Annotated in this window: 29 protein-coding genes; 18 read left to right on the top strand and 11 right to left on the bottom strand. The window is 67.9% G+C overall.

From position 1 onward, the window contains the following. The first annotated feature begins 12 nt into the window (after window positions 1–12). The 7 genes from ACIP5T_RS07785 to ACIP5T_RS07755 all read left to right on the top strand — a co-directional run bounded on the left by ACIP5T_RS07785 (window position 13) and on the right by ACIP5T_RS07755 (window position 3,080). Window positions 13–942, top strand: a complete 930-nt coding sequence (locus tag ACIP5T_RS07785; protein WP_400862047.1) for a cyclase family protein — start codon at window positions 13–15, stop codon at window positions 940–942. Window positions 943–1,019: 77 nt separating this feature from the next. Next, complete coding sequence (locus ACIP5T_RS07780; RefSeq protein ID WP_042538977.1) at window positions 1,020–1,211, top strand: helix-turn-helix domain-containing protein; 192 nt, start codon at window positions 1,020–1,022, stop codon at window positions 1,209–1,211. Between the two features lie 135 nt (window positions 1,212–1,346). After that, on the top strand, window positions 1,347–1,445 hold the full coding sequence (locus tag ACIP5T_RS07775) for a 30S ribosomal protein bS22 (RefSeq protein ID WP_003792170.1): 99 nt from the start codon (window positions 1,347–1,349) through the stop codon (window positions 1,443–1,445). Window positions 1,446–1,526: 81 nt separating this feature from the next. After that, window positions 1,527–1,829, top strand: a complete 303-nt coding sequence (locus tag ACIP5T_RS07770) for a rhodanese-like domain-containing protein (RefSeq protein WP_400862045.1) — start codon at window positions 1,527–1,529, stop codon at window positions 1,827–1,829. Then, window positions 1,826–2,116, top strand: coding sequence for a glutaredoxin family protein (locus tag ACIP5T_RS07765; protein WP_400862043.1), 291 nt, complete (start codon window positions 1,826–1,828; stop codon window positions 2,114–2,116). Before ACIP5T_RS07770 ends, ACIP5T_RS07765 begins: the two co-directional genes overlap by 4 nt. After that, complete coding sequence (locus ACIP5T_RS07760) at window positions 2,113–2,412, top strand: Dabb family protein (RefSeq protein WP_400862041.1); 300 nt, start codon at window positions 2,113–2,115, stop codon at window positions 2,410–2,412. The genes ACIP5T_RS07765 and ACIP5T_RS07760 overlap by 4 nt, the downstream gene beginning before the upstream one ends. A 44-nt stretch (window positions 2,413–2,456) precedes the next feature. Beyond that, complete coding sequence (locus ACIP5T_RS07755; RefSeq protein ID WP_400862039.1) at window positions 2,457–3,080, top strand: 4'-phosphopantetheinyl transferase family protein; 624 nt, start codon at window positions 2,457–2,459, stop codon at window positions 3,078–3,080. A gap of 9 nt (window positions 3,081–3,089) precedes the next feature. Here the strand turns inward: ACIP5T_RS07755 and ACIP5T_RS07750 are convergent, their stop codons facing one another. The 3 genes from ACIP5T_RS07750 to ACIP5T_RS07740 are packed head-to-tail and all read right to left on the bottom strand — an operon-like array spanning window position 3,090 to window position 8,954. After that, a complete protein-coding gene (locus tag ACIP5T_RS07750; RefSeq protein ID WP_400862037.1) occupies window positions 3,090–4,397 on the bottom strand; it encodes a M1 family metallopeptidase in 1,308 nt (435 codons plus the stop codon). Beyond that, on the bottom strand, window positions 4,394–8,311 hold the full coding sequence (locus tag ACIP5T_RS07745) for a Pls/PosA family non-ribosomal peptide synthetase (RefSeq protein ID WP_400862035.1): 3,918 nt from the start codon (window positions 8,309–8,311) through the stop codon (window positions 4,394–4,396). The genes ACIP5T_RS07750 and ACIP5T_RS07745 overlap by 4 nt, the downstream gene beginning before the upstream one ends. A 1-nt stretch (window position 8,312) precedes the next feature. Then, entirely contained in the window at window positions 8,313–8,954 is a 642-nt protein-coding gene (locus tag ACIP5T_RS07740) for a hypothetical protein (protein ID WP_400862033.1), read from the bottom strand. Between the two features lie 236 nt (window positions 8,955–9,190). Here ACIP5T_RS07740 and ACIP5T_RS07735 point away from each other — a divergent pair, with 236 nt between their 5' ends. Genes ACIP5T_RS07735 through ACIP5T_RS07725 form a run of 3 tightly spaced genes read left to right on the top strand, consistent with a single transcriptional unit; the run spans window position 9,191 to window position 11,590 of the window. Then, window positions 9,191–10,006 carry a transporter substrate-binding domain-containing protein gene (locus tag ACIP5T_RS07735; protein WP_400862031.1) on the top strand — a complete coding sequence of 272 codons (816 nt, stop codon included), beginning with the start codon at window positions 9,191–9,193 and terminating at the stop codon, window positions 10,004–10,006. A gap of 34 nt (window positions 10,007–10,040) precedes the next feature. Next, on the top strand, window positions 10,041–10,838 hold the full coding sequence (locus ACIP5T_RS07730; RefSeq protein ID WP_290159859.1) for an amino acid ABC transporter permease: 798 nt from the start codon (window positions 10,041–10,043) through the stop codon (window positions 10,836–10,838). Next, window positions 10,835–11,590, top strand: coding sequence for an amino acid ABC transporter ATP-binding protein (locus tag ACIP5T_RS07725; RefSeq protein ID WP_400862029.1), 756 nt, complete (start codon window positions 10,835–10,837; stop codon window positions 11,588–11,590). The genes ACIP5T_RS07730 and ACIP5T_RS07725 overlap by 4 nt, the downstream gene beginning before the upstream one ends. 89 nt (window positions 11,591–11,679) lie before the next feature. Here the strand turns inward: ACIP5T_RS07725 and ACIP5T_RS07720 are convergent, their stop codons facing one another. From ACIP5T_RS07720 to ACIP5T_RS07700, 5 genes are all read right to left on the bottom strand, one after another. Beyond that, the gene (locus tag ACIP5T_RS07720; RefSeq protein WP_400862027.1) at window positions 11,680–11,859 is read right to left on the bottom strand and encodes a YegP family protein; all 180 of its coding nucleotides are present in this window, start codon (window positions 11,857–11,859) and stop codon (window positions 11,680–11,682) included. An 87-nt stretch (window positions 11,860–11,946) separates the two neighbouring features. After that, window positions 11,947–13,026, bottom strand: a complete 1,080-nt coding sequence (locus tag ACIP5T_RS07715) for an ABC transporter ATP-binding protein (RefSeq protein WP_400862025.1) — start codon at window positions 13,024–13,026, stop codon at window positions 11,947–11,949. After that, on the bottom strand, window positions 13,023–13,817 hold the full coding sequence (locus ACIP5T_RS07710; protein WP_400862023.1) for an ABC transporter permease: 795 nt from the start codon (window positions 13,815–13,817) through the stop codon (window positions 13,023–13,025). Before ACIP5T_RS07710 ends, ACIP5T_RS07715 begins: the two co-directional genes overlap by 4 nt. Next, window positions 13,814–14,761 (bottom strand): ABC transporter permease, encoded by a 948-nt coding sequence (locus ACIP5T_RS07705; protein ID WP_400862021.1) that lies wholly within the window; start codon window positions 14,759–14,761, stop codon window positions 13,814–13,816. The genes ACIP5T_RS07710 and ACIP5T_RS07705 overlap by 4 nt, the downstream gene beginning before the upstream one ends. After that, window positions 14,758–15,906, bottom strand: coding sequence for an ABC transporter substrate-binding protein (locus ACIP5T_RS07700; protein WP_400862019.1), 1,149 nt, complete (start codon window positions 15,904–15,906; stop codon window positions 14,758–14,760). The genes ACIP5T_RS07705 and ACIP5T_RS07700 overlap by 4 nt, the downstream gene beginning before the upstream one ends. Before the next feature lie 169 nt (window positions 15,907–16,075). Here ACIP5T_RS07700 and ACIP5T_RS07695 point away from each other — a divergent pair, with 169 nt between their 5' ends. Continuing rightward, a complete protein-coding gene (locus ACIP5T_RS07695) occupies window positions 16,076–16,903 on the top strand; it encodes a sulfite exporter TauE/SafE family protein (RefSeq protein ID WP_400862017.1) in 828 nt (275 codons plus the stop codon). A gap of 230 nt (window positions 16,904–17,133) precedes the next feature. Here ACIP5T_RS07695 and aspS read toward each other — a convergent pair whose 3' ends face one another. Beyond that, window positions 17,134–18,915 (bottom strand): aspartate--tRNA ligase, encoded by a 1,782-nt coding sequence (gene aspS, locus ACIP5T_RS07690; RefSeq protein ID WP_400862015.1) that lies wholly within the window; start codon window positions 18,913–18,915, stop codon window positions 17,134–17,136. 129 nt (window positions 18,916–19,044) lie between these two features. Between aspS and ACIP5T_RS07685 the strand changes: the two genes are divergently transcribed. Together ACIP5T_RS07685 and ACIP5T_RS07680 are read left to right on the top strand one after the other, a co-directional pair. Then, complete coding sequence (locus ACIP5T_RS07685) at window positions 19,045–19,419, top strand: DUF5684 domain-containing protein (RefSeq protein WP_400862013.1); 375 nt, start codon at window positions 19,045–19,047, stop codon at window positions 19,417–19,419. A gap of 1 nt (window position 19,420) precedes the next feature. Beyond that, entirely contained in the window at window positions 19,421–20,050 is a 630-nt protein-coding gene (locus ACIP5T_RS07680; RefSeq protein ID WP_400862011.1) for a histidine phosphatase family protein, read from the top strand. A gap of 87 nt (window positions 20,051–20,137) precedes the next feature. Here the strand turns inward: ACIP5T_RS07680 and ACIP5T_RS07675 are convergent, their stop codons facing one another. Beyond that, complete coding sequence (locus ACIP5T_RS07675; RefSeq protein ID WP_400862009.1) at window positions 20,138–21,037, bottom strand: NAD(P)/FAD-dependent oxidoreductase; 900 nt, start codon at window positions 21,035–21,037, stop codon at window positions 20,138–20,140. A 60-nt stretch (window positions 21,038–21,097) separates the two neighbouring features. Between ACIP5T_RS07675 and ACIP5T_RS07670 the strand changes: the two genes are divergently transcribed. The 5 genes from ACIP5T_RS07670 to ccsB all read left to right on the top strand — a co-directional run bounded on the left by ACIP5T_RS07670 (window position 21,098) and on the right by ccsB (window position 25,820). Next, a complete protein-coding gene (locus ACIP5T_RS07670; protein WP_400862007.1) occupies window positions 21,098–21,502 on the top strand; it encodes a MerR family transcriptional regulator in 405 nt (134 codons plus the stop codon). Window positions 21,503–21,566: 64 nt separating this feature from the next. Beyond that, on the top strand, window positions 21,567–22,220 hold the full coding sequence (locus tag ACIP5T_RS07665; protein ID WP_400862005.1) for a TlpA family protein disulfide reductase: 654 nt from the start codon (window positions 21,567–21,569) through the stop codon (window positions 22,218–22,220). A 16-nt stretch (window positions 22,221–22,236) separates the two neighbouring features. Then, complete coding sequence (locus ACIP5T_RS07660; protein ID WP_400862004.1) at window positions 22,237–23,013, top strand: cytochrome c biogenesis CcdA family protein; 777 nt, start codon at window positions 22,237–22,239, stop codon at window positions 23,011–23,013. A gap of 28 nt (window positions 23,014–23,041) precedes the next feature. Continuing rightward, the gene (locus ACIP5T_RS07655; protein ID WP_400862002.1) at window positions 23,042–24,829 is read left to right on the top strand and encodes a cytochrome c biogenesis protein ResB; all 1,788 of its coding nucleotides are present in this window, start codon (window positions 23,042–23,044) and stop codon (window positions 24,827–24,829) included. Window positions 24,830–24,833: 4 nt separating this feature from the next. Next, window positions 24,834–25,820 (top strand): c-type cytochrome biogenesis protein CcsB, encoded by a 987-nt coding sequence (gene ccsB / locus ACIP5T_RS07650; protein WP_400862000.1) that lies wholly within the window; start codon window positions 24,834–24,836, stop codon window positions 25,818–25,820. Window positions 25,821–25,835: 15 nt separating this feature from the next. Here the strand turns inward: ccsB and ACIP5T_RS07645 are convergent, their stop codons facing one another. Next, window positions 25,836–26,432 (bottom strand): 2'-5' RNA ligase family protein, encoded by a 597-nt coding sequence (locus tag ACIP5T_RS07645; protein ID WP_400861999.1) that lies wholly within the window; start codon window positions 26,430–26,432, stop codon window positions 25,836–25,838. Between the last annotated feature and the right edge of the window lie 104 nt (window positions 26,433–26,536).

Raw genomic sequence — 26,536 nt, 5'->3', positions numbered from 1 at the left:
CATGATGTGAGCATGACGACAGCTTCGCCCTCGTACCGAGCGCATTTCGACTTCACCATCTCGTTCGCGAACGGCGGGGGGATGAGCGGTGAGAGCTTCCGCCTCGACCTCCCTGATCCGAACCTGGAGGCTGACGAGATCGGTGCGCTGCTGGTGCGGCATCTCGGTCTCGCTCTCGTGAGCACGGTCGAGCTGCAGCGGCTGCGCATCGTCGAAGAGGTGCACCGCGGCAGTCGTGGGATCGAGGTTCCTGCCGAAGACGCGTGGCGGGTGATCGATCTCAGCCATCCGATCGAGGCCGGCCTCGTGACCTACCCGGGCCTCCCGGCGCCGATCATCACTCCTCATCTCACGCGCGAGGAATCCCGTGCGAAGTACGCGCAGGGCACGCAGTTCGCCATGGACATCATCACGATGATCGGCAACACGGGCACCTACCTCGACTCGCCCTTTCACCGGTATGAGGACGGAGGAGACCTGGCGTCGCTCGAGCTCAGCTCCCTCATCGGCCTGCGCACTGAGGTCTTCCACCTGCACGACGCCTGGAGCGATGCGCGCCGGGGGATCGACGCGGTGACCCTCGCCGATCGCGAACTGCGCGGCACCGCCGTGCTGCTGGACACCGGGTGGAGTGAGCACTTCGGAACGCCGGAGTACGGCCATGGGGCGCCGTTCCTCACCGAAGGAGGAGCGCGATTCCTCGCCGACGCCGGGGTCGCGCTCGTCGGGATCGACTCGCTCAACATCGACGACACGGAGAGCGGCGGAGAGCGTCCGGCGCACAGCATCCTGCTCGCGGCGGGAATCCATGTGGTCGAGCATCTGACGCGTCTCGCCGAGGTGCCGGCGCGGGGTGCGCGATTCACCGCGGCTCCTCCGGCTGTACGCGGATTCGGCACCTTCCCGGTACGAGCGTTCGCCACCGTCGGCGATCCTCACTGATCACACAGGCCACATGGGTTTACACGCGTCCCAGATTCCCCCTAGAGTGTGCACAAATCGAGAAAGGGGTACGTGGGATGCCCGAGGTTCCAGATGTCCGGTTCCTTACGGTGGCTGAGGTCGCCGAACTCATGCGCGTGTCGAAGATGACCGTCTATCGGATGGTGCACGCTGGGGAGCTGCCAGCCATTCGCTTCGGTCGCAGTTTCCGGGTTCCGGAATCCGCTGTGGCCGATGCCCTGCAACGACCGATAGCCGACGTCGGCTGACGCTCTCGGCTCGGTCTCGTGAGCGCGTGCAGCAGGAGCTCCACGATTTGCTAGACTGATCCGAGGCATTTTTCCGTGCCCGTACCCGGGTGTCCGTCACCGACGACACCCAGCCACTGACTTAGTGAGGTTTCCGTGGGTTCTGTCATCAAGAAGCGCCGCAAGCGCATGGCGAAGAAGAAGCACCGCAAGCTGCTTCGTAAGACTCGCCACCAGCGTCGCAACAAGAAGTAAGCGACCAGACACGAGCGCCTGTCTCCGGACGGGCGCTTTGTGTCTCTGCCCCCGGTTTCCCACTCGTCGCAGGAGCATGCCATGAAGTCGATCACCGTCACCGAGCTCGCCGAGCGTTCGAACACTCCGCTCATCGATGTCCGCGAGGTGGACGAGTTCGCCGCAGGACACGTCCCCGGGGCGGTGAACATCCCGATGTCCGAGATCGGCAACCGGCTCGACGAGCTTCCTTCGGAGTCGTTCGACGTCATCTGCCAGGCCGGCGGACGCTCGGCGCGCGTCGTCGAGGCGCTCGAATCCCGCGGGTACGACGCGACCAACGTCGAGGGCGGGACTGGCGAGTGGATCGCCCAGGGCCGCGATGTCGAGGTGCCGTCGGCGTGACCACGCTGACCCTCATCGGCAAGCCCGACTGCCACCTGTGCGACGTGGCGTCCGAGATCATCGACTCCGTGGTCGCCGAGCTGCCCGATGCGGCTGCCGAGCGCATCGAGATCGTCGAGGCGTCGATCAAGGACGACCCCGCACTCTACGAGCTGTGGTGGGAGAAGATTCCCGTCGTCCTCATCGACGGGGAACTGCATGCGCACTGGCGCCTGTCGGCCGACCGACTGCGCGAGGCCCTCGAGGCCGCTGTGCAGCACGATGCTCTGAAGAAGGAAGCGCGATGATCCGTCACGTCGTCACCTGGAAGCTCGCGGCAGACGATGCGGCGACGCGCGCCGAACAGGCCGCCGAGGTCGCTCGCCGGCTGAATGCACTCGACGGCGTCGTGCCGCAGCTCCGCTCGATCTCCGCGGGCGCGAACGTCGCATACCCGGACGCGAACTGGGACGTCACGCTGGTTGCGGACGTCGATTCGATCGACGCGCTCGAGGAGTACCAGGTGCATCCGGCTCACGAAGAAGTCGTGACGTACGTGCGCTCGGTGGTCGCGTCGCGCGTGGCCGTCGATTTCGAGGTCTGAGCCGCCGATCTTCGACTGTCCATTCGATGGGAGCAGGCGGACTGATGGGCGAGATCACCTGGCGCGACGTGACCGTCGCGTGGGCGCGGCCCTCTGATCCTCACGGGTTCACCGAGACCGACGCCGCCGCGATGGGGCAGGGGCAGATAGACCGCCTCCGTCAGCTGAGTGGCAGCCGCGCCCAGTCCTTTCTTGCGGGAAGGGCGCTGATCCGCGCACTCGTGCGCAGGATCCGAGGCTCCGATGAGGTGCTGCTCTTCAGCCGCTGCGCCAGATGCGGCGCGGAACACGGCCGCCCGCGGTCGGCCGGCGTCTCGCTCAGCGTGAGCCACGCGGAGGATCTCGTCGTCGTCGCGGCGTCGGCGGGGTCGATCGAGTTGGGCGTCGACGTCGAGGAGGAAGCGGCAGCCGGCCGTGTCGAGGGATTGGGGCCGATGTTCCCCGACGGGCGCGCCCCGGATCTCGGTGCGTGGACGCGCATCGAGGCGGCTGTCAAGGCGGACGGGCGCGGTTTCGAGATCGACCCGTCGGAGGTGATCCTGCAGCCGCACGCTGATGAGTCCGAGCCGTGCGTGTGGTCAGCGGTGGTGCCCGGACGTCTGCGTCCCCTCGAGGTCACGACGCTCGGTGGGCCACCCGGATACGTGGTGAGCGTCGCCGTCGGCTGATTCTCCTCGTCAGCGCCGGAGGGGAGCAGCAGGGAGGGCGGGCAGCGGGAGCTCGTCGATCCAGGTCCGCACGAGCGCGCGCGCCCGACCGTCGGCGACCTCGTCGACGAGTCCGAGGAAGTCATCGCTCGTCACTGCGAGCCCGGCGAAGCGCGACGTCCACTCCCGAGTCAGAGCGAAGAACCGCTCGTCGCCGATGGTCAGACGCAGAGCGTGGAGGGTGAGCGCGCCCCGCTTGTACACGCGGTCGTCGAACATGTCAGTCGGGCCGGGGTCCGAGAGCACGAGATCCTGGGGCAGGATGCGGAGGCTGGCGTGGTGCATCAGAGCCTTCGCGTGGGCGGTGGGCCCACCCGCGGCCTCCGACCACAGCCATTCCGAGTAGCACGCGTACCCCTCGTTCAGCCAGATGTCCTGCCAGCGGGCGACGCCGACGCTGTTGCCGAACCACTGGTGCGCGAGCTCGTGCGCGATCAGGCGCTCACTGCCCCCCAGGCCGTCGACGTGGTTCGCTCCGAAGATCGCCATGCCCTGCGCCTCGAGCGGGATCTCGAGGACGTCGGGGGTGACGACGATCTTGTACGACTCGTAGGGATACGGACCGAAGGCCTCGACGAACGTCTCCATCATCTGCGGCAATGCGGCGAAGTCGGAGCGCACCCGCGGTGCGAGCGCCCGGGGGTGGAACAGACGCCCCGGAGTCGTGCCGAGCTCGACCCTGTCGTCGTCGTACTGACCCAGCTGCACCGTCATCAGATACGTGGCCGTCGGCACCGGCTGGTCGAAGGTCCATCGAGTGCGTCCCCGTTGCGTCGACCGGGTGGCTGTGCCGCCGCTCACGACGGTGTACTCGGGATCGGCCGTGAACTCCAGACGATACGTCGCCTTGTCGGAGGGGATGTCGTTGCACGGGAACCAGGTCGGGGCACCCGTGGGCTGCGACGCGACCAGCACGCCGTCTTCGAGCTCTTCCCAGCCGAGGAGCCCCCACCGGGTGCGGCGGGGCGAGGGGGCCCCGGAGTATTCGACCGTGACGGTGAGTTCCTGACCGCTCGTGCGCTCGCCGCCGAAGGTCACCTTGAGCCGACGGTCGTCCTGGCGGAACGAGGCGGCCCGGTCGCCGCTCACCCGCACCTTCGTGGCCTTGAGGCCGACCAGGTCGAGGGATATGTGCTTGGTCGACTCCTGCATCCGCAACCGGATCGTCGCGATGCCGGCCAGGCGGTTCGTGGTCACGCGGTAGTCGATCGCGAGGTCGTAGTGCAGCACCCCGTAGCGTCGATCGCCGCTGTGCGGGGTGTACGGGTCGACGTTCATGCGCCCGACGCCTGGTAGGAACGCACCTTCACGGCACGCCACGGTCCGATGGGGTTGCCGCTCCATCGGCTGCCGACCGGCACGAACTCGCCGCGCATCACGAGCGACGCAGGGCCAACCGTCGCGTCCGCTCCGATCGTCGCGGCGGGGAGGATCACGCTGTGCGGCCCGAGGGTCGCACCGTTCTCGAGGGTCACTGCGTCGATGCTCATCACTCGATCATGGAACAGATGCGTCTGAACCACACATCCGCGGTTCACCGTCGCGCCGTCGCCGAGTGTCACGAGGTCGGGTTCGGGCAGCCAGTAGCTGTCGGTCCAGACGCCTCGACCGATCTTGGCTCCGAGCGTGCGCAGCCAGATGGCGAGTGCGGGGGTGCCGGATGCCGAGTTCGCGAACCACGGGGCCGCGACCATCTCGGTGAAGGTGTCGGACACCTCGGTGCGCCAGACGAAGCTCGACCAGAGCGGATGCTCTCCCGCGCGGATCGGCCCGACGATGATCCACTTCGCTGCGGTCGTGACGAGTGCGGCGATCGCGCCGGCGGCGAGCATGACGGCGCTCGAGAGCACGACCGCCCATCCGAGACCCCAGGCGTCGACCACGGTGGCGAGCGTGAGCATCACGGCCAGTCCGATCGCACAGGTCACGAACACCGGGATGATGCGGCCCAGCTCCCACAGTGCTCGTGCCACGCGCAGACCGGCGCGCGGGCGGTAGGTGCGCTCGAGGTCGGAGTCGTTGACGACACGACGCAGTCGGGCGGCCGGCGAGCCCAACCACGACGACCCGGCCTTGGCCTTGGGCGGCGCGACAGAGAGCACGGCCACCAGACCGTCTCGGGGCACGTTGTGCCCACCGGCCGCCATGCCGGAGTTGCCGAGGAACGCGCGTTTGCCGATCCGCGCGGTCCCCAGCCGCATCCACCCGCCCTGCAGCTCGTAGGTGGCGACCATCGTGTCGTCGGCGAGGAACGCGCCGTCGGCGATCGTGGTGAGCTTCGGGATGAGCAGCACGGTCGACGCCTCGACATCGCGACCGACGTCGGCCCCGAGGGCGCGCAGCCAGAACGGGGTGAAGCTGCTGGAGTACAGCGGGAAGAGGAAGGTGCGAGCAGAGTCGAGGAGGCGTTCGGTCGTCCACGCCTGCCACGCGATGCGAGAGCGCACGGGGTAGACGCCCTCTGACAGGCCGAGGCCGAGCAGGCGCACCAGAGCCAGCACGAGGACGGCGAAGACCAGACCAGCGAGCAGCACGGCGGGCACGAGCAGCGCCAGGATGCCGGGAATCGCGGACGTGAGGGAGTCAGCTCCTCGGATGCCGAGTGCCACCACCCACGCCCCCGTAGCAAGCGAGACGACGGGCAGCAGGCCCAGGAACGCCGAGGATGCGGCATAGGCCCACAGCCAACGGGTGCGGCTCGGAGGACGACCGGCCGCGAACGGCTTCGAGACACCGCCGACGCGTGCTGCCGGGGATCCGGCCCAGCGCTGCCCGGAGCGCACGCGTCCGAACACGGCCGAACCCGGTGCGATCTCGGCGCCGCGGCCGATCTTCGTGCCGGGGGCGAGGGTGCTTCGTGCGCCGATCGTCGAGTCGGCGCCGATGCGGATGCCGCCGATGCGCACCGTGTCGCCGTCGATCCAGTATCCGGTGAGGTCGACCTCGGGCTCGATCGAGGCCCCGGCCCCGATGTCGAGCATGCCCGTGATCGGAGGGACCGTGTGCAGATCGACGTCCTTGTGGATGCGCGCACCGAGCGCTCGGGCGTAGTAGACGACCCAGGGTGCTCCGGCGAGGCCGACAGGGTCGACCTGCTGCGCGATCTGCTCGGCGAGCCACAGCCGCAGGTGCACGCCGCCGCCTCGCGGGTAGTCGCCGGGCCGGAGTCCCGCGAGCAGCAGGCGGGCGGCGACCGCGGCGATGGTCATCTTGCCCAGCGGGGTCACGAAGATCACCAGGCCCACGATGATCGTCCACAGCGGAACCTCGGGAAGGAATTCGAATCCGGGCGACAGGCGCAGGATCCAGCTCGCGGTGAGCAGGAAGAGCAGCCAGCGGATGCCGGTGAACACGAACAGCGGCAGGCCCGCGATCGTCTGCACCCACTGCATGCGCCGCGGTGTCGGTGCCTGCTGGCTGAAGACCCGCTCAGCGGTGTCTTCATCGTCGGACTCGTCATCGACGGCATCGGCCATCTGTCGAAGCCGCGGCAGATCGTAGACGTCGGTCATCGTGAACTCGGGGGCGCGGGTGCGCAGTCGCGAGACCAGCTGTGCGGCGGCGAGCGAGCCTCCACCCAGCTGGAAGAAGTCTGCGTCCTCATCGCTCGGGCGGATGCCGAGCACGGCGAACCACTGCTCGGCGAGCCACGCTGCGGTGCCGGAGAGCGAGGATCCGCCCTCGTCGCCGGAATCGAGGGGCCACGGCAGTGCCGCCTTGTCGACCTTGCCCGATGTGCGCACAGGCAGATCGTCGACGGTCGCGAGCAGCGGGATCAGGGGAGCCGGCAGCATCTCGGCGAGCTCACCACGCGCCACCTGTCTGTCGAAGCCCTCGTCGGGAACCACGTAGCCGACGAGGATCGGCATGCCCGCTTCGGTCTTCTGCACCACCACGGTCGCGGCTGAGACGGAGCTCAGTCCCTGCAGCGCCGCCTCGACCTCGCCGAGCTCGATGCGCCGACCGCCTATCTTGACCTGGTCGTCTGCGCGGCCCTGGAAGATCAGGCCCTCGGCCTCCACGCGCACGACATCGCCGGAGCGATAGGCGCGGTCCCAGCCGAGCGTAGGCATCGGGGCGTACTTCTCGGCATCCTTGGCGGGGTCGAGATATCGCGCGAGGCCCACGCCGCCGATGATGAGCTCGCCCGCTTCGCCGTCGGCCACGCGCTGGCCGTCCGCATCGACCACGGCCAGCGACCAGCCGTCCAGAGGCAGGCCGATGCGCACCGGACCCGTCCCGTCCATGAGAGAGGCGCAGGCGACGACCGTGGCCTCGGTCGGGCCGTACGTGTTCCAGACCTCCCGACCATCGGATGCCAGTCGTGCGACCAACTCTGGCGGGCAGGCCTCACCTCCGAAGATCAGCAGGCGCACGTTCTCGATCGCATCCTGGGGCCAGAGGGCTGCGAGCGTGGGAACGGTCGAGACGACGGTGATGCCGTGCCCGAGCAGCCAAGGGCCCAGGTCCTCGCCCGACCGGACCAGCGCTCTCGGAGCCGGAACGAGGCAGGCGCCGTGGCCCCAGGCGAGCCACATCTCCTCGCACGAGGCGTCGAAGGCGACCGAGAGGCCCGCGAGCACGCGGTCGCCGGGGCCGAGCGGTGCACCCTGCAGGAACAGACGTGCCTCTGCGTCGACGAAAGCCGCTGCGGAGCGATGCGAGACGGCGACTCCCTTGGGCACTCCGGTCGAGCCGGACGTGAAGATGATCCAGGCGTCGTCCTCGATCGTCGGCGGGGCGACGACAGGGATCGCCGAGGTGCTCGGGTGCGGTGTCGCGCCCGTGAACAGCTCCCTCGCCTCAGGGGTGTCCGCGGGGAGGTAGCCGGCGTCGGTGATCATGCCGACGATGCGTGCCTCGCGGAACACGAGGTCCGCGCGCTCCTGAGGATCGTCGGCGTCGACGGGGACGTATGCGGCGCCGACAGCCATCGCACCCAGGATCGCGATGTAGAGATCACGGCGCCCCGATGTCATCCTGATGCCGACGCGGTCGCCCCGTCCCACCCCGTGCTCTCGCAGCAGGCCTGCAGTGCGCCACACCTGCGCCAGAAGCTCGGCGTAGCTCAGGGCGCCGTCCGCGTCCTCGACCGCCGATGCATCCGGATGCCGATCGGTGGTGTCCCGGAGGATGTCGATCAGTGTGCGGGGGAGTGGCGCCTCGGCAGCGCGGTCCAGCGCCTCCTGCACGTCAGTTCGCAAGGAGGTCGAGCAGTGCGGCCTTCGACAGTCGCGAGTACCCGGTGCGGCCCTCGGCGCGGGCGCGGGCCCGGAGCTGGACGACCGTGAGGTCACTCAGGTCAGATGCGGGGGCCGGCGTCGGTGCGGCCGGCTTCGGCGTCGCCGTCCTCGTGGTGGTCGTCTTCTTCACAGGACGAGCAGCAGGCGTAGGTGCGGCCGTGGCCGTGGCCGTGGCCGCCGCGGGAGCCGGGGCGACCTTCTGCGTCGGTGCCTTCGGTGCGGCTGCGACTGCCTTCGGTGCGGTCGCCTTCGCGTTCGGCTTCTTCCCCTCGGACTTCTTCGCCGACGGCCGCTTCGAGTCCTTCTTGTCCGCCTTCTTCTTGTCCGCCTTCTTCGGGGCCTGCAGACGCGCGGTGGCCTCCTGCAGTCGCTCGGTGGCCGCGGTGGCCGACTTCGCGACCTTCTTGGGCCGGTCTGCGATCTTCTTCTTCGAGGCGCTCGCCGCGTCCTTCGCGTCCTCGACGAGAGGCTTCAGCTTCTTGGCCGCCTTCTTCGGAAGGGTCTTGATCAGCTTCTTCGCGTCCTTCGCCGCATCCTTGGCGGCGTCGAGTGCTGCCTCGGCGTTCCGGTGGGCTGGTGTCTTCTTGGCCATGATCGGTCCTCCCGTACGACCCGAGCGCGTCCGCTCGGGTGTTGGCACAGAGGATACTCAGGCAAGGTGAACAATCGGTGCCACGAAGTTCACCGGGGGTGTCACATTCAGTCACACTTGCAACACAAATGTGATCCGGAGAAGGCGGCTGGCGACCGGTACGGCCCGGTGGTGCATGTTTAGATGTTCTCCTACCCGTCCGTGGGCAACCACACCCTCGTCGTTCAGGAGCTGACATGCGCCGTCGCAACATCATCGCCGGGATCGCGCTCGCCGCGACCGCAACCCTCGCCCTCGCCGGATGCGCGACCGGCGGCAGCGACGCGGGATCGGGCGAGCCCGCTGCTGGCGGCGAGTACGACCTCATCGAGGCGGGCACGCTCACGGTCTGCTCCGACATCCCCTACGCGCCCTTCGAGTTCGAGGGCGGCGACAACGGCACCGGCTACACCGGCTTCGACATCGACCTGCTCGACGCGATCGCCAAGGAGCTCGACCTCAAGCTCGCCGTGCAGGACGTCGGATTCGACGCACTGCAGTCGGGCACGACGCTCGCAGCCGGTCAGTGCGACATCGGCGCCTCCGCGATGACGATCACCGACGAGCGCAAGGCCAACATCGACTTCTCCGAGCCGTACTACGAGTCGCTGCAGTCGCTGCTCGTTCGCACCGACTCGGGCATCGAGTCGATCGACGACCTCTCCGGCAAGAACGTCGGCGTGCAGCAGGGCACCACTGGCGAGGCGTACGCGACCGAGAACGCCACCGGAGCGCAGCTCGTGCAGTACCCCTCCGACGGCGAGCTGTGGCCCGCGATGCAGGCCGGTCAGATCGACGCGATCCTTCAGGACCAGCCCGTCAACCTCGAGCACGAGAAGGCCGACAGCGCCTACAAGATCGTCGAGGAGTACGAGACGGGCGAGTCCTACGGCTTCGCATACGCGAAGGGCGAGAAGGATGCGCTGCGCGAGGCGATCGACGGTGCGCTGCAGGATCTGCGCGACAGCGGCGACTACCAGACGATCTACGACACCTACTTCACCGCGAAGTAATCGGCGAGCGACGCAGGACAGGGAGACCTTGACAATGGCGTTGAGGCGCACCACGAAGAGCAAGCTCTACCGTTACACCGTCTACGCGGTGCTGATCGCGGTCGCCGTCTGGCTGATCGTCAGCACCGACTGGGCCCGGATCGCGCAGCTGTACTTCAACCCCGAGGTCGCGGCGAAGATGCTCCCGGGCATCATCACCACGGCGCTCGTGAACACGCTGTGGTTCACAGCCGTCGCGTTCGCCGGTGGCCTGCTGCTCGGCATCGTGCTGGCACTCCTGAAGCTGTCGAGCATCGGACCATTCCGGTGGATCGCGACGGCGTGGATCGAGCTGTTCCGCGGGCTTCCCGCGATCCTCACGATCTTCGCCATCGCCTTCATCCTGCCGATCGGACTCGGTGTGCCGGGCACGAAGCTCGGCGGACCGGTCGTGCTCGGCCTGATCGGTCTGATCCTGGTGGCGTCGGCGTACATGGCCGAGACCATCCGCGCGGGCATCCAGGCGGTCCCGAAGGGGCAGACGGAGGCGGCTCGCTCACTCGGCATGTCACCCATGAAGACGACCTTCTGGATCGTCGTGCCGCAGGGCTTCCGCATCATCATCCCGCCGCTGACCAACGAGTTCGTCCTGCTGCTGAAGGACACCTCGCTGCTCTTCGTCGCGGGGTCCTTCATCTGGTCGAAGGAGCTGACGAACTTCGCCCGTGATGCGAGCACGCAGAACGCGAACGGAACGCCGCTGATCATGGCGGCGGCCCTCTACCTGATCGTGACGATCCCCCTCACGCGCTTCAGTGCGTACCTGGAACGAAGGATGTCGAGGCAGCGATGATCACCGATCTGATTGACGTCCACGCACCCGCGATCGACCTGCAGGGGCTCGTGAAGAGCTTCGGCGACAACGAGGTGCTCAAGGGCATCGACCTCACCGTCTCCGCAGGAGAGGTCGTCTGCATCATCGGCCCGTCGGGTTCGGGCAAGTCGACGCTGCTGCGCTCGGTGAACCTGCTCGAGGAGCCCACCGGCGGCAAGGTGCTCATCGAGGGCATCGACATCACCGACCCCGATGTCGACATCGACCGCGTGCGCACCCGCATCGGCATGGTGTTCCAGAGCTTCAACCTCTTCCCGCACCTCGATGTGATGGGCAACCTGATGATCGCGCAGCAGCGCGTGAAGAAGCGCTCCAAGGCCGAGGCCGAGCGAGTCGCGAAGGAGATGCTCGGACGCGTCGGCCTCGAAGAGAAGGCGGACGCCTATCCCGGGCACCTCTCGGGCGGTCAGCAGCAGCGCGTCGCGATCGCGCGTGCACTGTGCATGAACCCGGACATGATGCTGTTCGACGAGCCGACCTCTGCGCTCGACCCCGAACTCGTCGGCGAGGTGCTGCAGGTCATGCGCTCGCTTGCCGACGAAGGCATGACGATGCTGGTCGTCACGCACGAGATGGGCTTCGCCCGCGAGGTCGGGTCACGTCTGATCTTCATGGACGGCGGTCACATCGTCGAAGAGGGCGACCCGCGCGAGGTGCTCGCCAACCCGCAGCATCCGCGTACGCAGGACTTCCTCGCTCGCGTTCTCTGATCTCGCGGTCGCACGACCCGCATCATACGAAGACCCCCTCCCGCTGAGTCAACGGGAGGGGGTCTCTTCGTGCAGTGCGACGCAGGAGATCAGTCGAGTTCGACGACCGTGGCTCCTGGTGCGTTGGTCTTGATCGACTCGATGCCGTTCTTCGCAGCGGACCGCGTGGTGTAGCTCTCGCTCGACGCGATCACCTCGCCATTACCGGCCTTCAGGCGGAACCGGTGACCGCCGGCACTGTCGGTGTACAGCTCGAACTTGCCTGCCATGAGGCGTCCTTTCTCTGCCGAATCGAGGGAGAGATGCCCTCGAGCATCACGGTATCCCGGAGTACTGGCCCAGGGATAGAGCACGACTCAGCCGCGAGGATGCACGGCCACGGGCTCGGGCGCGACAGCGATCCGCACACGATCTCCGAAGGCGGGATGGATGCCGGGGGCGTGCTGCAGTCGCACGAGCTCACCCGACTCGGTGCGCACGAGCGTGCGGCGCATGCTGCCGAGGAACGTGCTCTCCTGCACGAGCGCATCGGTCGCGGCATCCGCCTCCGAGGCGAAGTGCACGTTCTCCGGGCGCAGGTAGACGTCGACCGGTCCGTCGGCGGGAGCCTGCAGCGGCAGCTTCTGCCCCCACACCACCACGTGGTCGCCCTCGGCGACGCCCGACACGACACTCGAGAGACCGACGAAGGCGGCGACACCTGCCGTCGAAGGGGTCGTGTACAGCTGCTCGGGGGTGCCGATCTGCTCGATGGTCCCCGCGTTCATCACGGCGATCCGGTCGGAGACGGCCAGTGCCTCCTCCTGGTCGTGGGTCACGAAGACGGTGGTGATGCCGAGGCGCAGCTGGATGCGGCGGATCTCATCACGCAGTTGCACGCGCACCTTCGCGTCGAGTGCCGACAGCGGCTCGTCGAGCAGCAGCACCTTCGGTTCGGTCACCAGTGCACGGGCGAGCGCCACACGCTGTTGCTGGCCACCGGAGAGCTGATGCGGGAAGCGGTCGGCGAAGTCGGCGAGGCCCACCAGGGCCAGCGCGTCGAGAGCCCTCTTCGCGGCCTCGGTTCTGCCGAGTCCACGGCGGCGCAACCCGAAGGCGGTGTTCTCCGCGACACGGAGGTGCGGGAACAGCGAATAGGACTGGAAGACCATGCCGATGTCGCGCTTGTTCGTCGGGACGCGGGAGACGTCGCTCCCGCCGAGAAGCACCGCGCCGCTGTCGAGACCCTCGAGCCCCGCGAGCACCCGCAGCAGAGTGGTCTTGCCGCATCCTGACGGACCGAGCAGGGAGACGAACTCACCCGGCGCGATGTCGAGGTCGACTCCGTGCAGCACGGTGTTGCCCGAGTAGCTCTTCACGATGCCCTGCAGCTGCACGCGGGTGCCCTCGCCGGCCTCGGCGAGAAGCATGTTGTCGGCGGTCTGGGGGAGGGTCATGAGCGGGCCTTTCCGTTGCCGCGCGCGACGCGGCCGATGAGGAGGAGCAGGAGGAAGACGAACAGCAGCGCCAGCAGGGTGAAGATCGCCGGCGCGTACGGGTCCTGCTTCTGGACGACGACCATGGCCGTCTGGAACACCTGACGGTTGAGGAGCGAAGCGATCGTGAACTCACCGAGCACGACGGCGATCGAGATGAGCGATGCCGCGAGCAGTCCCTGGCGCAGATTCGGTGCGAGCACCTTGAGCACGACGGTCGGCCAGCTCGCACCGAGCGAGCGTGCAGCCTCGGCGAGGGTGCGCAGATCGGCGGCGTCGATGGAGGCCTGGATCGAGCGGTAGGCGAACGGCAGCACGGTGATGCCGTAGGCGAAGGCGAGCGTCCAGGTGCCCGTGCCGAGCGCGCGGCCGATCTGCAGGTAGATGGGCGCGAGGCCGACGACGAGCACGATCGCGGGGATCGAGATCGGCAGCAGCACCGCGAACTCGAACACCGGCTTGAGCTTCGCGAAGCGCAGGTTGACCAGGATCATCGTCGGCGCGAGCAGAAGCAGCACGATCGCGACCGTCACGACGGCCAGGATCAGCGAGTTGCCCAGGCCCATCCAGATCGGTTTGATGGCTGCCGACTTGGCGGGGTCGAACAGCGCGAACCACCGCTCGAGGCCGAGGTTTCCGTCTGTCTGGCGCAGCGTGTAGAGGAAGGTCGAGGCCAGCGGGATGGCGAAGAAGGCGCCGACGGCGATGCCGATGATCCAGCGGGTCGCGAGAGAAGGGCCGAGACGATTCATGACTGCCACCTCGCGGCTCGTCGCTGGATGATCGAGTACAGGGCCATGACGACCCCGACGATCACGATCATGCCGAGCGCGAGCGCACCGGCCAGGTTCTCGCGGCCGAGCACGGTCTCGCTGGTGAGCGCAGCCCGGATCTGCAGCGGGACGATCTGCGCGCCCTGGCTCGCGAGTGCTGCGGCCGTGGCGTAGGACGAGAAGGCGTTCGCGAACAGCAGCAGCAGGCTCGCGAGGAACGAGGGCGCCAGCACCGGGATGCCGATGCGCAGCCAGAAGCTCGAGCGTGTGCCGCCGAGCGTGAGGTTCGCTTCCGCCCACTGCGGCTTGAGCGCGGCGAGGGCGGGCATGAACGTGATCACCATGAGGGGGATCTGGAAGTAGATGTAGGGCAGGATCAGGCCGGGGAGTTCATAGAGCCAGGTGCCGTTCGCGAAGATGTCGACGCCCAGGTCGTCCTTGAGGAAGAGCGTCACCACGCCCTGGATGCCGATCGTCGCGATGAACGCGAACGCGAGCATCACGCCGCCGAACTGCGCGAGCACGCCGGCCGCGGCATCCACGGTCGACCGCACCGCCCCGTCCGGGTTCATGCCGAGGAGGGCATAGCAGACGAGGGCTCCGACGATCGCGCCGACCAGGGCTGTCAGCAGCGAGAGTCCGGCGGAGTTCGCGAACGTGGTGAGGACGACGGGATCGCCGAGGGCCGAGACGTTCGACCAGGTGAATGAGCCGTCCTCCGTGAAGAAGCCCGACCCGATCGCGAGGATCGTCGGCACGGCGAGGAAGAGCAGAACATATGCGGCGAACGGCACGAGACCGAGCCAGGCCGGGGACGGCGCCGAGCGCCGGGCCCCCGAGACGATGGGCCCGGCGCTGGCCGGAGCGAGGGGGACGGGGGCGGATGCCGTGGCATCCGCCCCCGTCGTGGTGGCAGTGGTCACTGGACCGCCGCTGCCCACTTCTCGCCGAGCAGCGTGCCGGCGTTCGTCGACTGCTCCTCGGTCGGGACGACCGTCTCGCTCGGGACCTCGGGCAGCGCCGCTGCGAGGTCGGCGTCGATCGTGCCGGCCTCGGTCATGGCCTCCATACGAGCCGGACGTGCGCCGCCCTTGAGCCACAGGTTCTGCACCTCGTCGCTGTAGAGGAACTCCTGCCACAGGCGAGCAGCCGCCGGGTTCGGGGCATCCTTGTTGATCGCCTGGTTGTAGTAGCCGGCATAGCCGGTGCCGTCGAGGACGACGACCTTCCAGTTCTTGTTGCCGTCATCGCCCTGCGCGTGCGCGGCGTTCAGGTAGTCCCAGTCGAAGACGACGGGGGTCTCGCCGCTCGCGACGGTCGCCGTGGTGACATCGACCTTGAGCAGGTTGCCGGCCTTCTGCAGCTCGGAGAAGAAGTCGATGCCCGGCTGGAAGTCGTCGAGCGTGCCGTCGGACTGCACGGTGGCGAGGCCCACGGCGGCGAACGCCGCACCGGCCTGCGTCGGGTCGCCGTTGATGGCGACGGCGCCCTTGTACGAGGCGTCCTTCAGGTCGTCGAGCGACTCGGGAGCGTCGAACTTCGACGAGTCGTAGCCGATCGACATGTATCCGCCGTAGTCGCCGACGAACAGTCCGGTCGGCTCCTTGAGCGCGTCGGGGATCTCGTCCCACGTCTGCACCTGGTACGGGGCGAACACGTCGGTGTTCTGCAGCGCGACCGTGAGGCCGAGGTCGAACACGTCGGGTGCGGTGTCGAGGCCCTCGTTGGTCTTCGCGGCCTGGATCTCTTCGGCGCTCGAGACATCGGGCGACGCCTCGTTGATGGTGATCTCGGGGTACTTCTCGGCGAACAGGTCGATGATCTCGCCGTAGTTCGCCCAGTCGCGCGGAAGGGCGATGACATTGAGCTGGCCTTCGGCCTTCGCAGCCTCTTCGAGGTCGGCGAACGAGCCGAAGTCCTCGACCGAGGTCGCGGCTGCGGCATCGACGTCGTCGCTGCCGGCGGCGGGAGTCTCAGCGCCCGTGGCGCAGGCCGTGAGGCCGAGCGCAGCGGTGGTGAACAGGGCGATGCCTGCGCCGATGCGCGCGCGGCGGTGGAAGTTCGTCATCAGGGTCCTCTCGGTGTCCGGCGCTGTGAGCCGGATTCGGGTTGCGAGAGGACACTATGAGCCGAGGGTTGCCGATCATCGCGGTCTCGGTGAACGCGAGGTGTCCGCGGTGTGGCGGGTCGGGCCGCGGTGGCGGTCGAGTCGCCACGCAGTCTGACATCCTGGACGGATGGACATCGGCAGTGTGCTCGGGCTCGAGCAGCTCACCTGGGGCACGCTGATCCTCATCGTCGTCGCGGCCTTCGCGGCGGGCTGGATCGATGCCGTCGTAGGCGGGGGAGGGCTGCTGCAGCTGCCCGCCCTGCTGCTCATCCCCGGCATCTCGCCGATCCAGGCGCTCGCCACCAACAAGCTCGCCTCGGTCTTCGGCACGGCCACGAGCAGCGTCACGTACTACCGCCGGGCGAAACCCGACATCCGCACGGCCCTGCCGATGGCCGCGATCGCGCTCGTCGGGTCGTTCGGCGGTGCCGCCGTCGCCACGGTGCTGCCGGCCGCGGCATTCAAGCCGATCATCGTGGTCGCACTCCTCGCGGTCGCCCTCTTCACGGCATTCCGCCCGCAGATGGGCGCGGCCACCCGCTTGCGGTTCAGCGGGCACAAACACCACATCATGGCGGGGCTCGCCGGACTGGTGATCGGCTTCTACGACGGGCTGATCGGGCCGGGAACCGGGACATTCCTGGTGATCTCGCTCGTCGCACTGCTGGGGTACGACTTCCTGCAGGCGAGTGCCAAGGCGAAGATCGTGAATCTCGCCACGAACACCGGTGCCCTGCTGCTCTTCATCCCTCACGGTGCCGTGCTGTGGCTGCTGGGCGGCATCCTCGCGGTCGCGAATGTCGCCGGGAGCTACCTCGGCTCTCGCATGGCGATCTCACGCGGCACGACCTTCATCCGCGTCGTCTTCCTCGTCGTGGTGGTCGCCCTCATCGCGAAACTCGGCGTCGATGTGTGGAACGAGAACATCGCGCCGGCGCTCGCCGCGCTGCGCTGAGCATCCGTCCTGCCGCACCTGCGCTCCGGCATCCGCCCGCGGGCATCCGCTCGCCGTCCGCGCGGTGTTCTGCGCGTGCTGCGGCCGAATTCGGCGAGTCCGGCCGATTCTGGCGCATTCGGCCGAACCGGGGAGGCGCGGCGCAGGAGTCCGGGATCCGGCCCGGCGCATACGCAGAGACCCCGCTCCGCTGAGCGGAACGGGGTCTCGGTGCGACGGGCGAGGTGTCGTCAGGCCTCGTCGTCTTCGGGCTCGAAGTCGACGCCGGCCTCGGCGCGCTGCTCCGCGGTGATGGGAGCCGGAGCTGCAGTCAGCGGATCGAAGCCGTTGCCCGACTTCGGGAACGCGATGACGTCGCGGATCGACTCGGTCTTGGCCAGGTGCTGCAGCACGCGGTCCATGCCGAGCGCGATTCCACCGTGCGGCGGTGCGCCGAACTTGAACGCGTCGAGCAGGAAGCCGAACTGCTCCTGCGCGACCTCGTCGCTGATGCCCATGACCTCGAACACGCGCTTCTGCACGTCTTCGCGGTGGATGCGGATCGATCCGCCGCCGAGCTCCGAGCCGTTGCACACGATGTCGTACGCGTAGGCGAGAGCGGAACCGGGGTCGGTGTCGAACGTGTCCTGGAACTCCGGCTTCGGTCCCGTGAACGCGTGGTGCACAGCGGTCCACGCTCCGGCGCCGACGGCGACGTCACCGGATGCCACGGCATCCGCTGCCGGCTCGAACATCGGAGCGTCGACCACCCACGTGAAGGCGAACTCGTCGGGGCTCAGCAGGCCGAGGCGACGGCCGATCTCGACGCGGGCGGCGCCGAGGAGCGCACGGCTCTCCTTGGTCGAGCCGGCGGCGAAGAACACGCAGTCCCCGGCGGAGGCGCCGACGAACTCCGCGAGACCTGCCTGCTCGGCCTCGGACAGGTTCTTGGCCGCGGGGCCGCCGAGAGAGCCGTCCTCGTTGAAGAGGACGTATGCAAGACCGCGGGCACCGCGCTGCTTGGCCCAGTCCTGCCACGCGTCGAGCTGCTTGCGCGGCTGGCTCGCGCCGCCGGGCATGACGACGGCACCGACGTACTCGGCCTGGAAGACGCGGAACGGAGTCTCGGCGAAGTACTCGGTCGCCTCGACGAGCTCGAGTCCGAAACGCAGATCGGGCTTGTCCGAGCCGTACTTGGCCATCGCCTCGGCATAGGTCATGCGCGGCAGTGGGGTCTGCACCTCGACGCCGATGGTCTTCCACATCGCCTGGATGAGCGACTCCATCAGCGTGATGACGTCTTCCTGGTCGACGAAGCTCATCTCGATGTCGAGCTGCGTGAACTCCGGCTGACGGTCGGCACGGAAGTCCTCATCGCGGTAGCAGCGCGCGATCTGGTAGTACTTCTCGACGCCGCCGACCATGAGCAGCTGCTTGAACAGCTGCGGCGACTGCGGCAGGGCGTACCAGCTGCCCGGGTGCAGGCGAGCGGGCACGACGAAGTCGCGGGCGCCCTCGGGCGTCGAGCGCGTGAGCGTCGGGGTCTCGACCTCGGTGAAGTCCTCGCCGTGCAGCACGTCTCGGACGGCCTTGTAGACGTTCGAGCGCAGACGCAGAGCGGATGCCGCGGCGGGGCGACGCAGATCGAGGTAGCGGTACTTGAGGCGGGCCTCTTCGCCGACCGTCTCGGTGTCGGCGACAGCCGTCGACACCTGGAACGGCAGCGGAGCGGACTCGTTCAGCACCACGACGTCGGTCGCGATGAGCTCGATGTCGCCGGTCGGCAGGTTCGGGTTCGCGTTTCCCTCGGGGCGGCGCGAGACCTCGCCCGTCACCTGGAGGACGAACTCGTTGCGCAACGGGTGCGCGATCTCTTCATCGCGGATGACGACCTGGGCGATGCCCGATGCGTCCCGAAGATCGATGAATGCGACTCCTCCGTGATCACGACGGCGATCGACCCAACCCGAGAGGGTGACGGTCTGACCGATATGCTCGGCTCGCAGTGAGCCTGCCGAGTGGGTGCGAAGCACGGAGGATTCCTCCTGATCTGGGAAATGATGAACCCGCCCATTCTACGGGGGCGGTGTCGCCTCCTCCGCCGGTGGCATATCGGTCAGTAGGATCGCCACGACAGCCGCTCGACCAGCGAAAGGGTCATCATGGACTCCAACGGCATCTCGGATCTCTACGCATCGATCTTCTCCGGCACGACGGGCCTGATCGCCCTCGTCTTCTACGTCCTCGTCGTCATCGGCCTGTGGAAGGTGTTCACGAAGGCCGGTTACCCCGGCATCCTCGCGATCATCCCCATCGTGAATGTGGTGTTCCTCGTCAAGATCGCCGGGATGTCCGGCTGGCTCGCGCTGCTCTATCTGATCCCCATCGTCGGTTTCGTCTTCGGGATCATCGTCGCGATCAAGCTCGGCGAGCGGTTCGGCAAGGGCGGGCTCTTCTCGTTCTTCCTGCTGTTCGTCTTCCCCTACATCGGATACCTGATCATCGGCTTCGGCGAGTCCCGCTACCGCCAGGTCTGACGTGGTGGCGTCGCGACTGCACCTCGTCCGTCACGGTGAGGTGCACAACCCGAAGCGTGTGCTCTACGGCCGCCTCCCGGACTATCACCTCAGCAAGGCGGGGCGGGAGATGGCGCGAGCCGCGTCCGATCACATCGCCGGCCTCGATCGTCCGGTCGCAGGGCTCTACTCGTCTCCGCTCGAGCGTGCACAGGAGTCGGCGGAGCCGTTCTCCGAGCGCTTCGGCCTCACGCCCGAGATCGACATCCGCCTGATCGAGCCGACCAACGTGTTCGAGGGCACTCAGATGCGTCGCTCGCTCATGAATCCGCTCAAGTGGTGGCACCTGCGTCAGCCGTCGCTGCCGAGCTGGGGCGAGCCGTACGCGTCGATCGCCGAGCGGATGCTGGGCATGATGGCGGAAGCGTGGCGGTCGGTCGACTCCGGCGACCTCGTGATGGTGTCGCACCAGGCGCCGATCTGGATCACGCACCTCCGCGTCGCTGGTCTGCCGCTGCAGCACGACCCGCGTACCCGTCGCTGCGCGCTCTCGAGCGTCACCTCATTCGAGCTCGTCGGTGATGTGTGGCGAGAGGTCGCCTATGCCGAGCCTGCGGCGACCGGGGGTGCGGTCGACGTCGGGGCGGTCTGACCCGGCAACCCGAGTTCCGCGCGTAGAGATGGTCGCTCCCGCTGTGGAAGGAAAGCGGCCATCTCTAGCGAGGGGCAGGATGCTCTCTCAAGGAGCCATAAGCGACTGGATGACTCCGACCGCCGCCAGCTGACCAGCGGCGGCGGCCAGCAGCACCGACGCCATCGGCCCCGGCAGCGACGCGCGGTGCGCGAGATCGCCCGCGGCGAAGACGCCAGGCAGTGAGGTGCGACCGAAGTCGTCGATCTCTATCGATCCGGACGACAGCAGATGCAGACCGAGCTGGTCGGCGAACGGCGCCCGATGGCGCAGAGAACCGGATGCGACGAAGACGCCGGCGACGCTCTGCTCGCCGGACTCCGTGCTGATGCGCACGCCGTCGGCATCCGGGGCCACGGCGGTCACGATCTCTGCACTGACGCGGGCACCCAGCCCCTCAAGCGTCTGCGCCTCTTCAGGGGAGAACGCCTGTTCGACCGGGAACACGATGATGTCGCTGACGATGCGTCCGAGGAGCCCGATCAGGTGCTCGGCCCGAGGCGCGGGGCCGAGGATGGCGATGGAGCGCCCCGCGTGCTCGTGACCGTCGCAGAACGGGCAGCTGAAGGCCTTCACGCCCCACAGCTCCTGCAGGCCGGGCACCGGGGGAAGATCGTCGGCGACCCCGGTGGCGAGGATCACGTGTCGGGTCTCGGCCGTCTCTCCGTCGGCGAGAAGCACGGTGAAGCCGGCATCCGTGGGCGTGACCGTCTGCGCCCCGACGTCGCGGATCCCGATGTCGGCGTACTCGGCGAGCTGAGTGCGGGCCGTCGCGCGGAACTCGGCCGGGGGCGTTCCGTCGTTCGCGACGACGTTGTGCATGTGCAGCACTGTGCCGTTGCGGTACTGGCCGGAATCCAGCAGCAGCGTCGAGCGGTGCATCCGTCCCAGCGTCAGTGCCGCCTGGAGGCCGGCGGGGCCTGCTCCGATCACGATCGCGTCGTACATGTGGTGTCCTTCCGAGGGGCGGCGTTTGCATTCGTCCTCAGTCTGTGACTTCATGTCAACATGAAGTCAAGCGTCGAGAGTCCCTGGTCCGTCGGTGAGGTCGCTGCGCGCTTCGAGCTGCCGACGAACGTATTGAGGCACTGGGAGACGGTCGGCCTGCTGCGGCCCGCTCGCGACCCCGCCGGGAGGCGCCGCTACGGGCAGGACGAGGTCGTGCGCATCGCGGTGATCCAGCGCAGCAAGGCGGCCGGAATGACCCTCGACCAGATCGCCGTTCTGCTCGACGACGGAAGCGCCGGGCGGCATGAGGTGCTGCAGCGGCATCTCGATGACCTTGATCGGCGGATGGAGGACATGCGCCGATCGCGCGAGATGACCGAGCATGCGATGGGATGCCGTTCGCACGACATCGCCACGTGTCCTCGCTTCCGCGCGAGTGTGGCGGACGTGCTGGCGCGGCTCTGACAGAGGCGCACGACGGCCAGGGCGCCCGGCCCACGCATAGGAACCCCTGCGTAAACTGGGAATCGTGCCACTCGCCTCGACGGTTCTTCCGATCCGCAGCGGCCGCCCCTCCCGCATCCGGCCTTCTCGCCGCGCGGTCGGTGCCGCGCTCGCCGCGGTACTAGCCATCGGTCTGAGCGCCTGCGCTCCCGATCCCGTGAACGACTCGTTCCTCAGCGGTGACAATCCCGGCTACGTCGCAGCCGACGGAGCGATCGTCGAGATCCCGGTCGCCGAGCGCGGTGAACCCGTCGTCGACTTCGGCGGCGTCACCGAGAACGGCGACGACTTCAGCAGTTCCGAGCTCGCGGGCAAGGTGACCGTCGTCAACTTCTGGTACGCCGGCTGCGCTCCGTGCCGTGTCGAGGCAGAAGACCTCGAGAGCGTGTGGCAGGAGCACGGCGGAGACGACGTGGCCTTCCTGGGCATCAACACCCGCGACCAGGCCGACACCGCCAAGGCGTTCTCGGCTGAGTTCGGCGTGACGTACCCGAGTCTCATCGATGTCGACACCGCCGAGGCGAAGCTCGCCTTCGCGTCGTCGGTGCCGATCCAGGCGACGCCGACCACTCTGGTGCTCGACAAGCAGGGCCGAGTCGCCGCTCGCATCATCGGTCCGATCGACGGCACCTCGATCCTCTCGACGCTCGTCAAGGACGCGCTCGCGGAGGACTCGTGAGTCTCTCGGGAGCGCCATGAACCCCGAAGCCATCATCGGATCGGGTGCCCTCTGGCTCGCGATCCCGGTCGCGATGCTCGCCGGCCTCGTCTCCTTCCTGTCGCCGTGCGTCCTGCCGCTCGTGCCGGGCTACCTCGGGTTCCTCGGGGGAGCGGTCGCCCCGCGCCGCGAGCGCATGACGAACGGCAGTGCCGTCTCGACGGCGGAGGCTCCCGCCCGGGGTCGACTCGTGGTCGGCGTGCTGCTCTTCATCCTCGGTTTCAGTCTCGTGTTCGTGTCGCTGACAGCGCTCGGCGGGCTCGCCAACGTCTTCCTGCTCCAGTGGGGAGAGCTGATCACCCGCATCCTCGGTGGAGTGATCATCCTGATGGGCCTCGTCTTCCTGGGCCTTTTCGGCTTCGCCCAGCGCGAGCTGCGCTTCCACGTCGACTCGAAGGCGGGCTTGATCGGCGCACCGCTGCTGGGCGTCGCGCTCGGTATCGGCTGGGCCCCCTGCCTCGGCCCCACCCTCACCGCGATCTTCGCCCTCTCGTTCAACCAGGGAGACCCGGTGCGTGCGGGCTTTCTCGGCCTCGCTTACTCCCTCGGCCTCGGTATCCCGTTCCTTCTGGTCGCGCTCGGATTCGGGTGGGCCACGAAGACGATCGGGTTCCTCCGTCGCCACATCCGCATCGTGAACATCATCGGCGGCGTACTGCTGATCGTCCTCGGTGTACTGATGGTGACCGGGCTCTGGACCGACATCATGTCGCGACTGACGGCGGTGATGAACAGTGTCGTCCTCCCGATCTGATCAGAAGAAGACGCATCGGAAGGATGACGTGAGCAGCACAACCGAGAGGTCCAGCGATCCGCTCCGGCCCTCAGACCACGTCGACGGCGAGGAGTCGATCACCCAGCCGCGCCTCGGCTTCGTGGGCTGGCTGCGCTGGGGCTGGCGTCAGCTGACCTCCATGCGCACCGCGCTGATCCTGCTGCTCGTGCTCGCGATCGCGGCGATCCCCGGCTCGATCTTCCCCCAGCGGATGGCCGACCCCAACGGTGTGACCCAGTGGGAGCGCGACAACCCCGATCTCTTCCCGATCCTCGACGGTCTGAAGCTGTTCGACGTCTACCTGTCGCCGTGGTTCTCGGCGATCTACCTGCTCCTGTTCGCCTCGCTCGTCGGCTGCGTCATCCCGCGCATCCGTCATCATGCCAAGGCGCTGCAGGCGAGGCCGCCTCGCACCCCTGCGCGTCTGAAGCGCCTCGCCGACTTCCGCGCTGTGGAGCGCACCTCGACGGATGCTCCGGCTGAGGCCGCCGCATCGATCGACATCGCGCAGAAGCAGCTCAAAGCCCTGGGCTACCGGGTCGAGCGCTATGACGACAAGCGATCGTCGTCGGTCTCGGCTGAGCGCGGCTACTGGCGCGAGTCGGGCAACCTGCTCTTCCACCTCGCCCTCGTCGGCGTGCTGATCACCGTGGGCGTCGGGGGAGGGTTCGCCTACACCGGCCAGCGCGTGCTGGTCGAGGGTGAGACCTTCGCCAACACCCTGCTCGACTACGACTCGATGAACCGCGGCCGCTTCGTCAGCGACGGGGCGCTCGCGCCGTACTCGATGCGCCTCGACAGCTTCGACGTCACCTACCAGCCGTTCGGCGAGCCCGGCTCCGGTCAGGCCGGCGACTTCTCGGCCAACGTCACCGTGCAGGAGAACGGCGAGGAGCGCACCGGCTCGGTCAAGGTCAACGAGCCACTCGGCGTCGCCGACGACAACGTCTTCCTGCTCGGCAACGGCTACGCGCCGACGATCACCGTGCGCGATCCCGACGGAGAGGTCGTGTTCACGAACAGCACGCCCTTCCTGCCGCAGGACAACAACATGACCTCGCTGGGCGTCATCAAGATCCCCGACGGGCTCAGCGAGCAGGTCGGCCTCGTCGGCTTCTTCTACCCGACCACCGGTGTGCTCGACACCGGCGCGTTCTTCTCGGGCTTCGGCGATCTCACCAACCCGACTCTCACCCTCGACGTCTACACCGGAGACCTGGGCATCAACGAGGGCATTCCGCGGTCGGTCTATGTGCTCGACACCACCGGCATGACCAAGGTCACCGGACGCACGACAGACCTCGAATCGATCGAGCTGGCGCCCGGACAGACCGCCGACCTGCCGAACGGCATGGGAACGGTGACCTTCGAGGACGAGTCCCCGGCCGGCGCGACAGATGCGTCGCAGTCGGTCAAGCGCTTCGCCTCGCTGCAGATCCACCGCGACGCATCGGGCCCCTGGGTGCTCGGCTTCGCGCTTCTGGCGCTCGGCGGACTCATGCTCGCGCTGTTCATCCCGCGACGCCGGGTGTGGGTAAAGGCTACGGCGCAGGACGGCGTCGTCTCGCTCGAATACGCCGGCCTCGCGCGAGGCGAGGATCCGACGCTCGCCACGGCTGTCGACGATCTCGTGGCCGGTCACGCGCGGCTGATGGACGCTGCAGGAGTGACGACTGCGGTCGAGGCGGACGATGAGCCCGACGCTGACGACTCCGACCAGGCTGAGACGGCGTCCGAGGCCGTTCGCGACGGTGACCCCGGGCTCCCCGCATCCGACACCCCGAAAGTAGACTGACACCATGTTCGATCTCGAAGTGATCTCGCCGATCCTGCTGTGGACGGCGATCGCGATCTATGCGGCGGCCTTCGTGGCCTACGCCTTCGACCTTGCCCGCCGGTCGCAGCTGTCGGCCGATGCGGCGAGCGTCCGGGACTTCGAACTCGTCGGAGCCGGAACCGGCTCGCGCGGCGGCACGGCAGCGAAGGGCTCCTCGGCATCCGACTCGACGGCCGCCCCGCAGCGTTTCGTGATGGCACGCATCGGCACCTCGCTCACCGTGCTCGCCTTCATCTTCCACCTCGCTGCGACGCTCACGCGTGGTTTCGCGGCCGGGCGCGTGCCGTGGGCCAACCTCTACGAGTTCGCGATGATGGGCACGCTGCTGATCGTCGCGGTGTTCCTCGTGGTTCTGACGCGCATCGATCTGCGTTTCCTCGGCACATTCATCACCGGTCTCGTCGTCGTGCTGCTGGGCCTCTCCGCCACGAACTTCTACGTCGAGGTGTCGCCTCTGATGGACCCGCTCAAGAGCGTGTGGCTGGTGATCCACGTCTTCGTGGCATCCCTCGGCACCGCGTTCTTCGCGCTGGCCTTCGCACTGTCGGTGATCCAGCTGATGCAGTCCCGCCGCGAGCGCCTCATCTCCGAGGGTGCCGAGAAGACCGGTCCGGGCTTCCTGCGCACGTTCCCCGGGTCGGAGCGCCTCGAGAGCATGGCCTACCGCTTCACGATCATCGGCTTCATCCTCTGGACGTTCACGCTCATCGCCGGCTCGATCTGGGCGTACTACGCCTGGAGCCGCTTCTGGGGCTTCGACGTCAAGGAGACATGGACCTTCGTGATCTGGGTGCTCTACGCGGGGTACATCCACGCCCGCGCGACGCGCGGCTGGCGCGGCAACCCGTCGGCTTGGCTGGCGATCGTCGGATTCTCGGCCGTGCTGTTCAACTTCACGATCGTCAACGTGTTCTTCAAGGGCCTGCACGCATACTCGGGCCTCAGCTGAGCGCCCGAGCGCACCTCATCTGAACGAACGCAGTCCGAACGGGATCACCTCGGCGTGCTCGACGCCGTCTTCGTACCAGACGAGCTCGGCCTCGCTGATGGTCTCGGCGGGGCGTGAGCTGAGCGAGCGACGGGACTTGTGCGACAGCTCAGTCCACGCCGCGGGTGCGAGCGTCTTCGCGTAGATCACCGACAGGTGGAACGTCCAGTCCTCCGTGCTGCGCTCGTCCAGGCGACGGAAGTCCGTGCCTCCGAGGGCTTCGCTGAGATTCGCGTAGGCGGACACGAGGGAGGGAGTGCGTCTCAGGCGCAGGATGACGACCTGCCACGGCGCCGGAAACACGTCGACGGCCTCGGCGACGACCTCGATGGGGCGCTGCGCCACCGCCCATTCGCGGACGAGGGCGAGCAGGTCTTCCCGGCGCTCGGGCTCGTGGAATGCGCGCAGCGTGACATGCTCGGTGTGCGGGTGCGGGGCGTCCATCCGGCCGAGCGCCGACCTCTGCTCTGCCCGGTACACGTCCGACACGGCTCTCGTCGGACGCAGCACGAGATACTGCTGTCCCTCGAGTGACTCGAGCTGGGCGGGAGAGGTCATGAACGGGCGACGCATCTTCTGATCGTACGTGCGTCGGGGAGTGTGCGAATACCGCGTCTGTCCGGGCGAGCACGGTTTCGGAGCTGGACGACGACGCGCCGCGCATCGAGAACGAGGCG

This window comes from Microbacterium sp. NPDC088619 (genome assembly GCF_044752825.1).
Taxonomy (GTDB): domain Bacteria; phylum Actinomycetota; class Actinomycetes; order Actinomycetales; family Microbacteriaceae; genus Microbacterium.
This window is presented reverse-complemented; position numbering and strand designations above follow the sequence as displayed.

What these genes read in the sequence shown, in the direction of transcription:
- ACIP5T_RS07785 (WP_400862047.1), top strand. Translation starts at nt 13, where the DNA reads ATGACGACAGCTTCGCCCTCGTACCGAGCGCATTTCGACTTCACCATC.
- ACIP5T_RS07780 (WP_042538977.1), top strand. Translation starts at nt 1,020, where the DNA reads ATGCCCGAGGTTCCAGATGTCCGGTTCCTTACGGTGGCTGAGGTCGCC.
- ACIP5T_RS07770 (WP_400862045.1), top strand. Translation starts at nt 1,527, where the DNA reads ATGAAGTCGATCACCGTCACCGAGCTCGCCGAGCGTTCGAACACTCCG.
- ACIP5T_RS07760 (WP_400862041.1), top strand. Translation starts at nt 2,113, where the DNA reads ATGATCCGTCACGTCGTCACCTGGAAGCTCGCGGCAGACGATGCGGCG.
- ACIP5T_RS07755 (WP_400862039.1), top strand. Translation starts at nt 2,457, where the DNA reads ATGGGCGAGATCACCTGGCGCGACGTGACCGTCGCGTGGGCGCGGCCC.
- ACIP5T_RS07750 (WP_400862037.1), bottom strand. Translation starts at nt 4,397, where the DNA reads ATGAACGTCGACCCGTACACCCCGCACAGCGGCGATCGACGCTACGGG.
- ACIP5T_RS07740 (WP_400862033.1), bottom strand. Translation starts at nt 8,954, where the DNA reads ATGGCCAAGAAGACACCAGCCCACCGGAACGCCGAGGCAGCACTCGAC.
- ACIP5T_RS07735 (WP_400862031.1), top strand. Translation starts at nt 9,191, where the DNA reads ATGCGCCGTCGCAACATCATCGCCGGGATCGCGCTCGCCGCGACCGCA.
- ACIP5T_RS07730 (WP_290159859.1), top strand. Translation starts at nt 10,041, where the DNA reads ATGGCGTTGAGGCGCACCACGAAGAGCAAGCTCTACCGTTACACCGTC.
- ACIP5T_RS07725 (WP_400862029.1), top strand. Translation starts at nt 10,835, where the DNA reads ATGATCACCGATCTGATTGACGTCCACGCACCCGCGATCGACCTGCAG.
- ACIP5T_RS07720 (WP_400862027.1), bottom strand. Translation starts at nt 11,859, where the DNA reads ATGGCAGGCAAGTTCGAGCTGTACACCGACAGTGCCGGCGGTCACCGG.
- ACIP5T_RS07715 (WP_400862025.1), bottom strand. Translation starts at nt 13,026, where the DNA reads ATGACCCTCCCCCAGACCGCCGACAACATGCTTCTCGCCGAGGCCGGC.
- ACIP5T_RS07710 (WP_400862023.1), bottom strand. Translation starts at nt 13,817, where the DNA reads ATGAATCGTCTCGGCCCTTCTCTCGCGACCCGCTGGATCATCGGCATC.
- ACIP5T_RS07700 (WP_400862019.1), bottom strand. Translation starts at nt 15,906, where the DNA reads ATGACGAACTTCCACCGCCGCGCGCGCATCGGCGCAGGCATCGCCCTG.
- ACIP5T_RS07695 (WP_400862017.1), top strand. Translation starts at nt 16,076, where the DNA reads ATGGACATCGGCAGTGTGCTCGGGCTCGAGCAGCTCACCTGGGGCACG.
- ACIP5T_RS07685 (WP_400862013.1), top strand. Translation starts at nt 19,045, where the DNA reads ATGGACTCCAACGGCATCTCGGATCTCTACGCATCGATCTTCTCCGGC.
- ACIP5T_RS07675 (WP_400862009.1), bottom strand. Translation starts at nt 21,037, where the DNA reads ATGTACGACGCGATCGTGATCGGAGCAGGCCCCGCCGGCCTCCAGGCG.
- ACIP5T_RS07670 (WP_400862007.1), top strand. Translation starts at nt 21,098, where the DNA reads ATGAAGTCAAGCGTCGAGAGTCCCTGGTCCGTCGGTGAGGTCGCTGCG.
- ACIP5T_RS07660 (WP_400862004.1), top strand. Translation starts at nt 22,237, where the DNA reads ATGAACCCCGAAGCCATCATCGGATCGGGTGCCCTCTGGCTCGCGATC.
- ccsB (WP_400862000.1), top strand. Translation starts at nt 24,834, where the DNA reads ATGTTCGATCTCGAAGTGATCTCGCCGATCCTGCTGTGGACGGCGATC.
- ACIP5T_RS07645 (WP_400861999.1), bottom strand. Translation starts at nt 26,432, where the DNA reads ATGCGTCGCCCGTTCATGACCTCTCCCGCCCAGCTCGAGTCACTCGAG.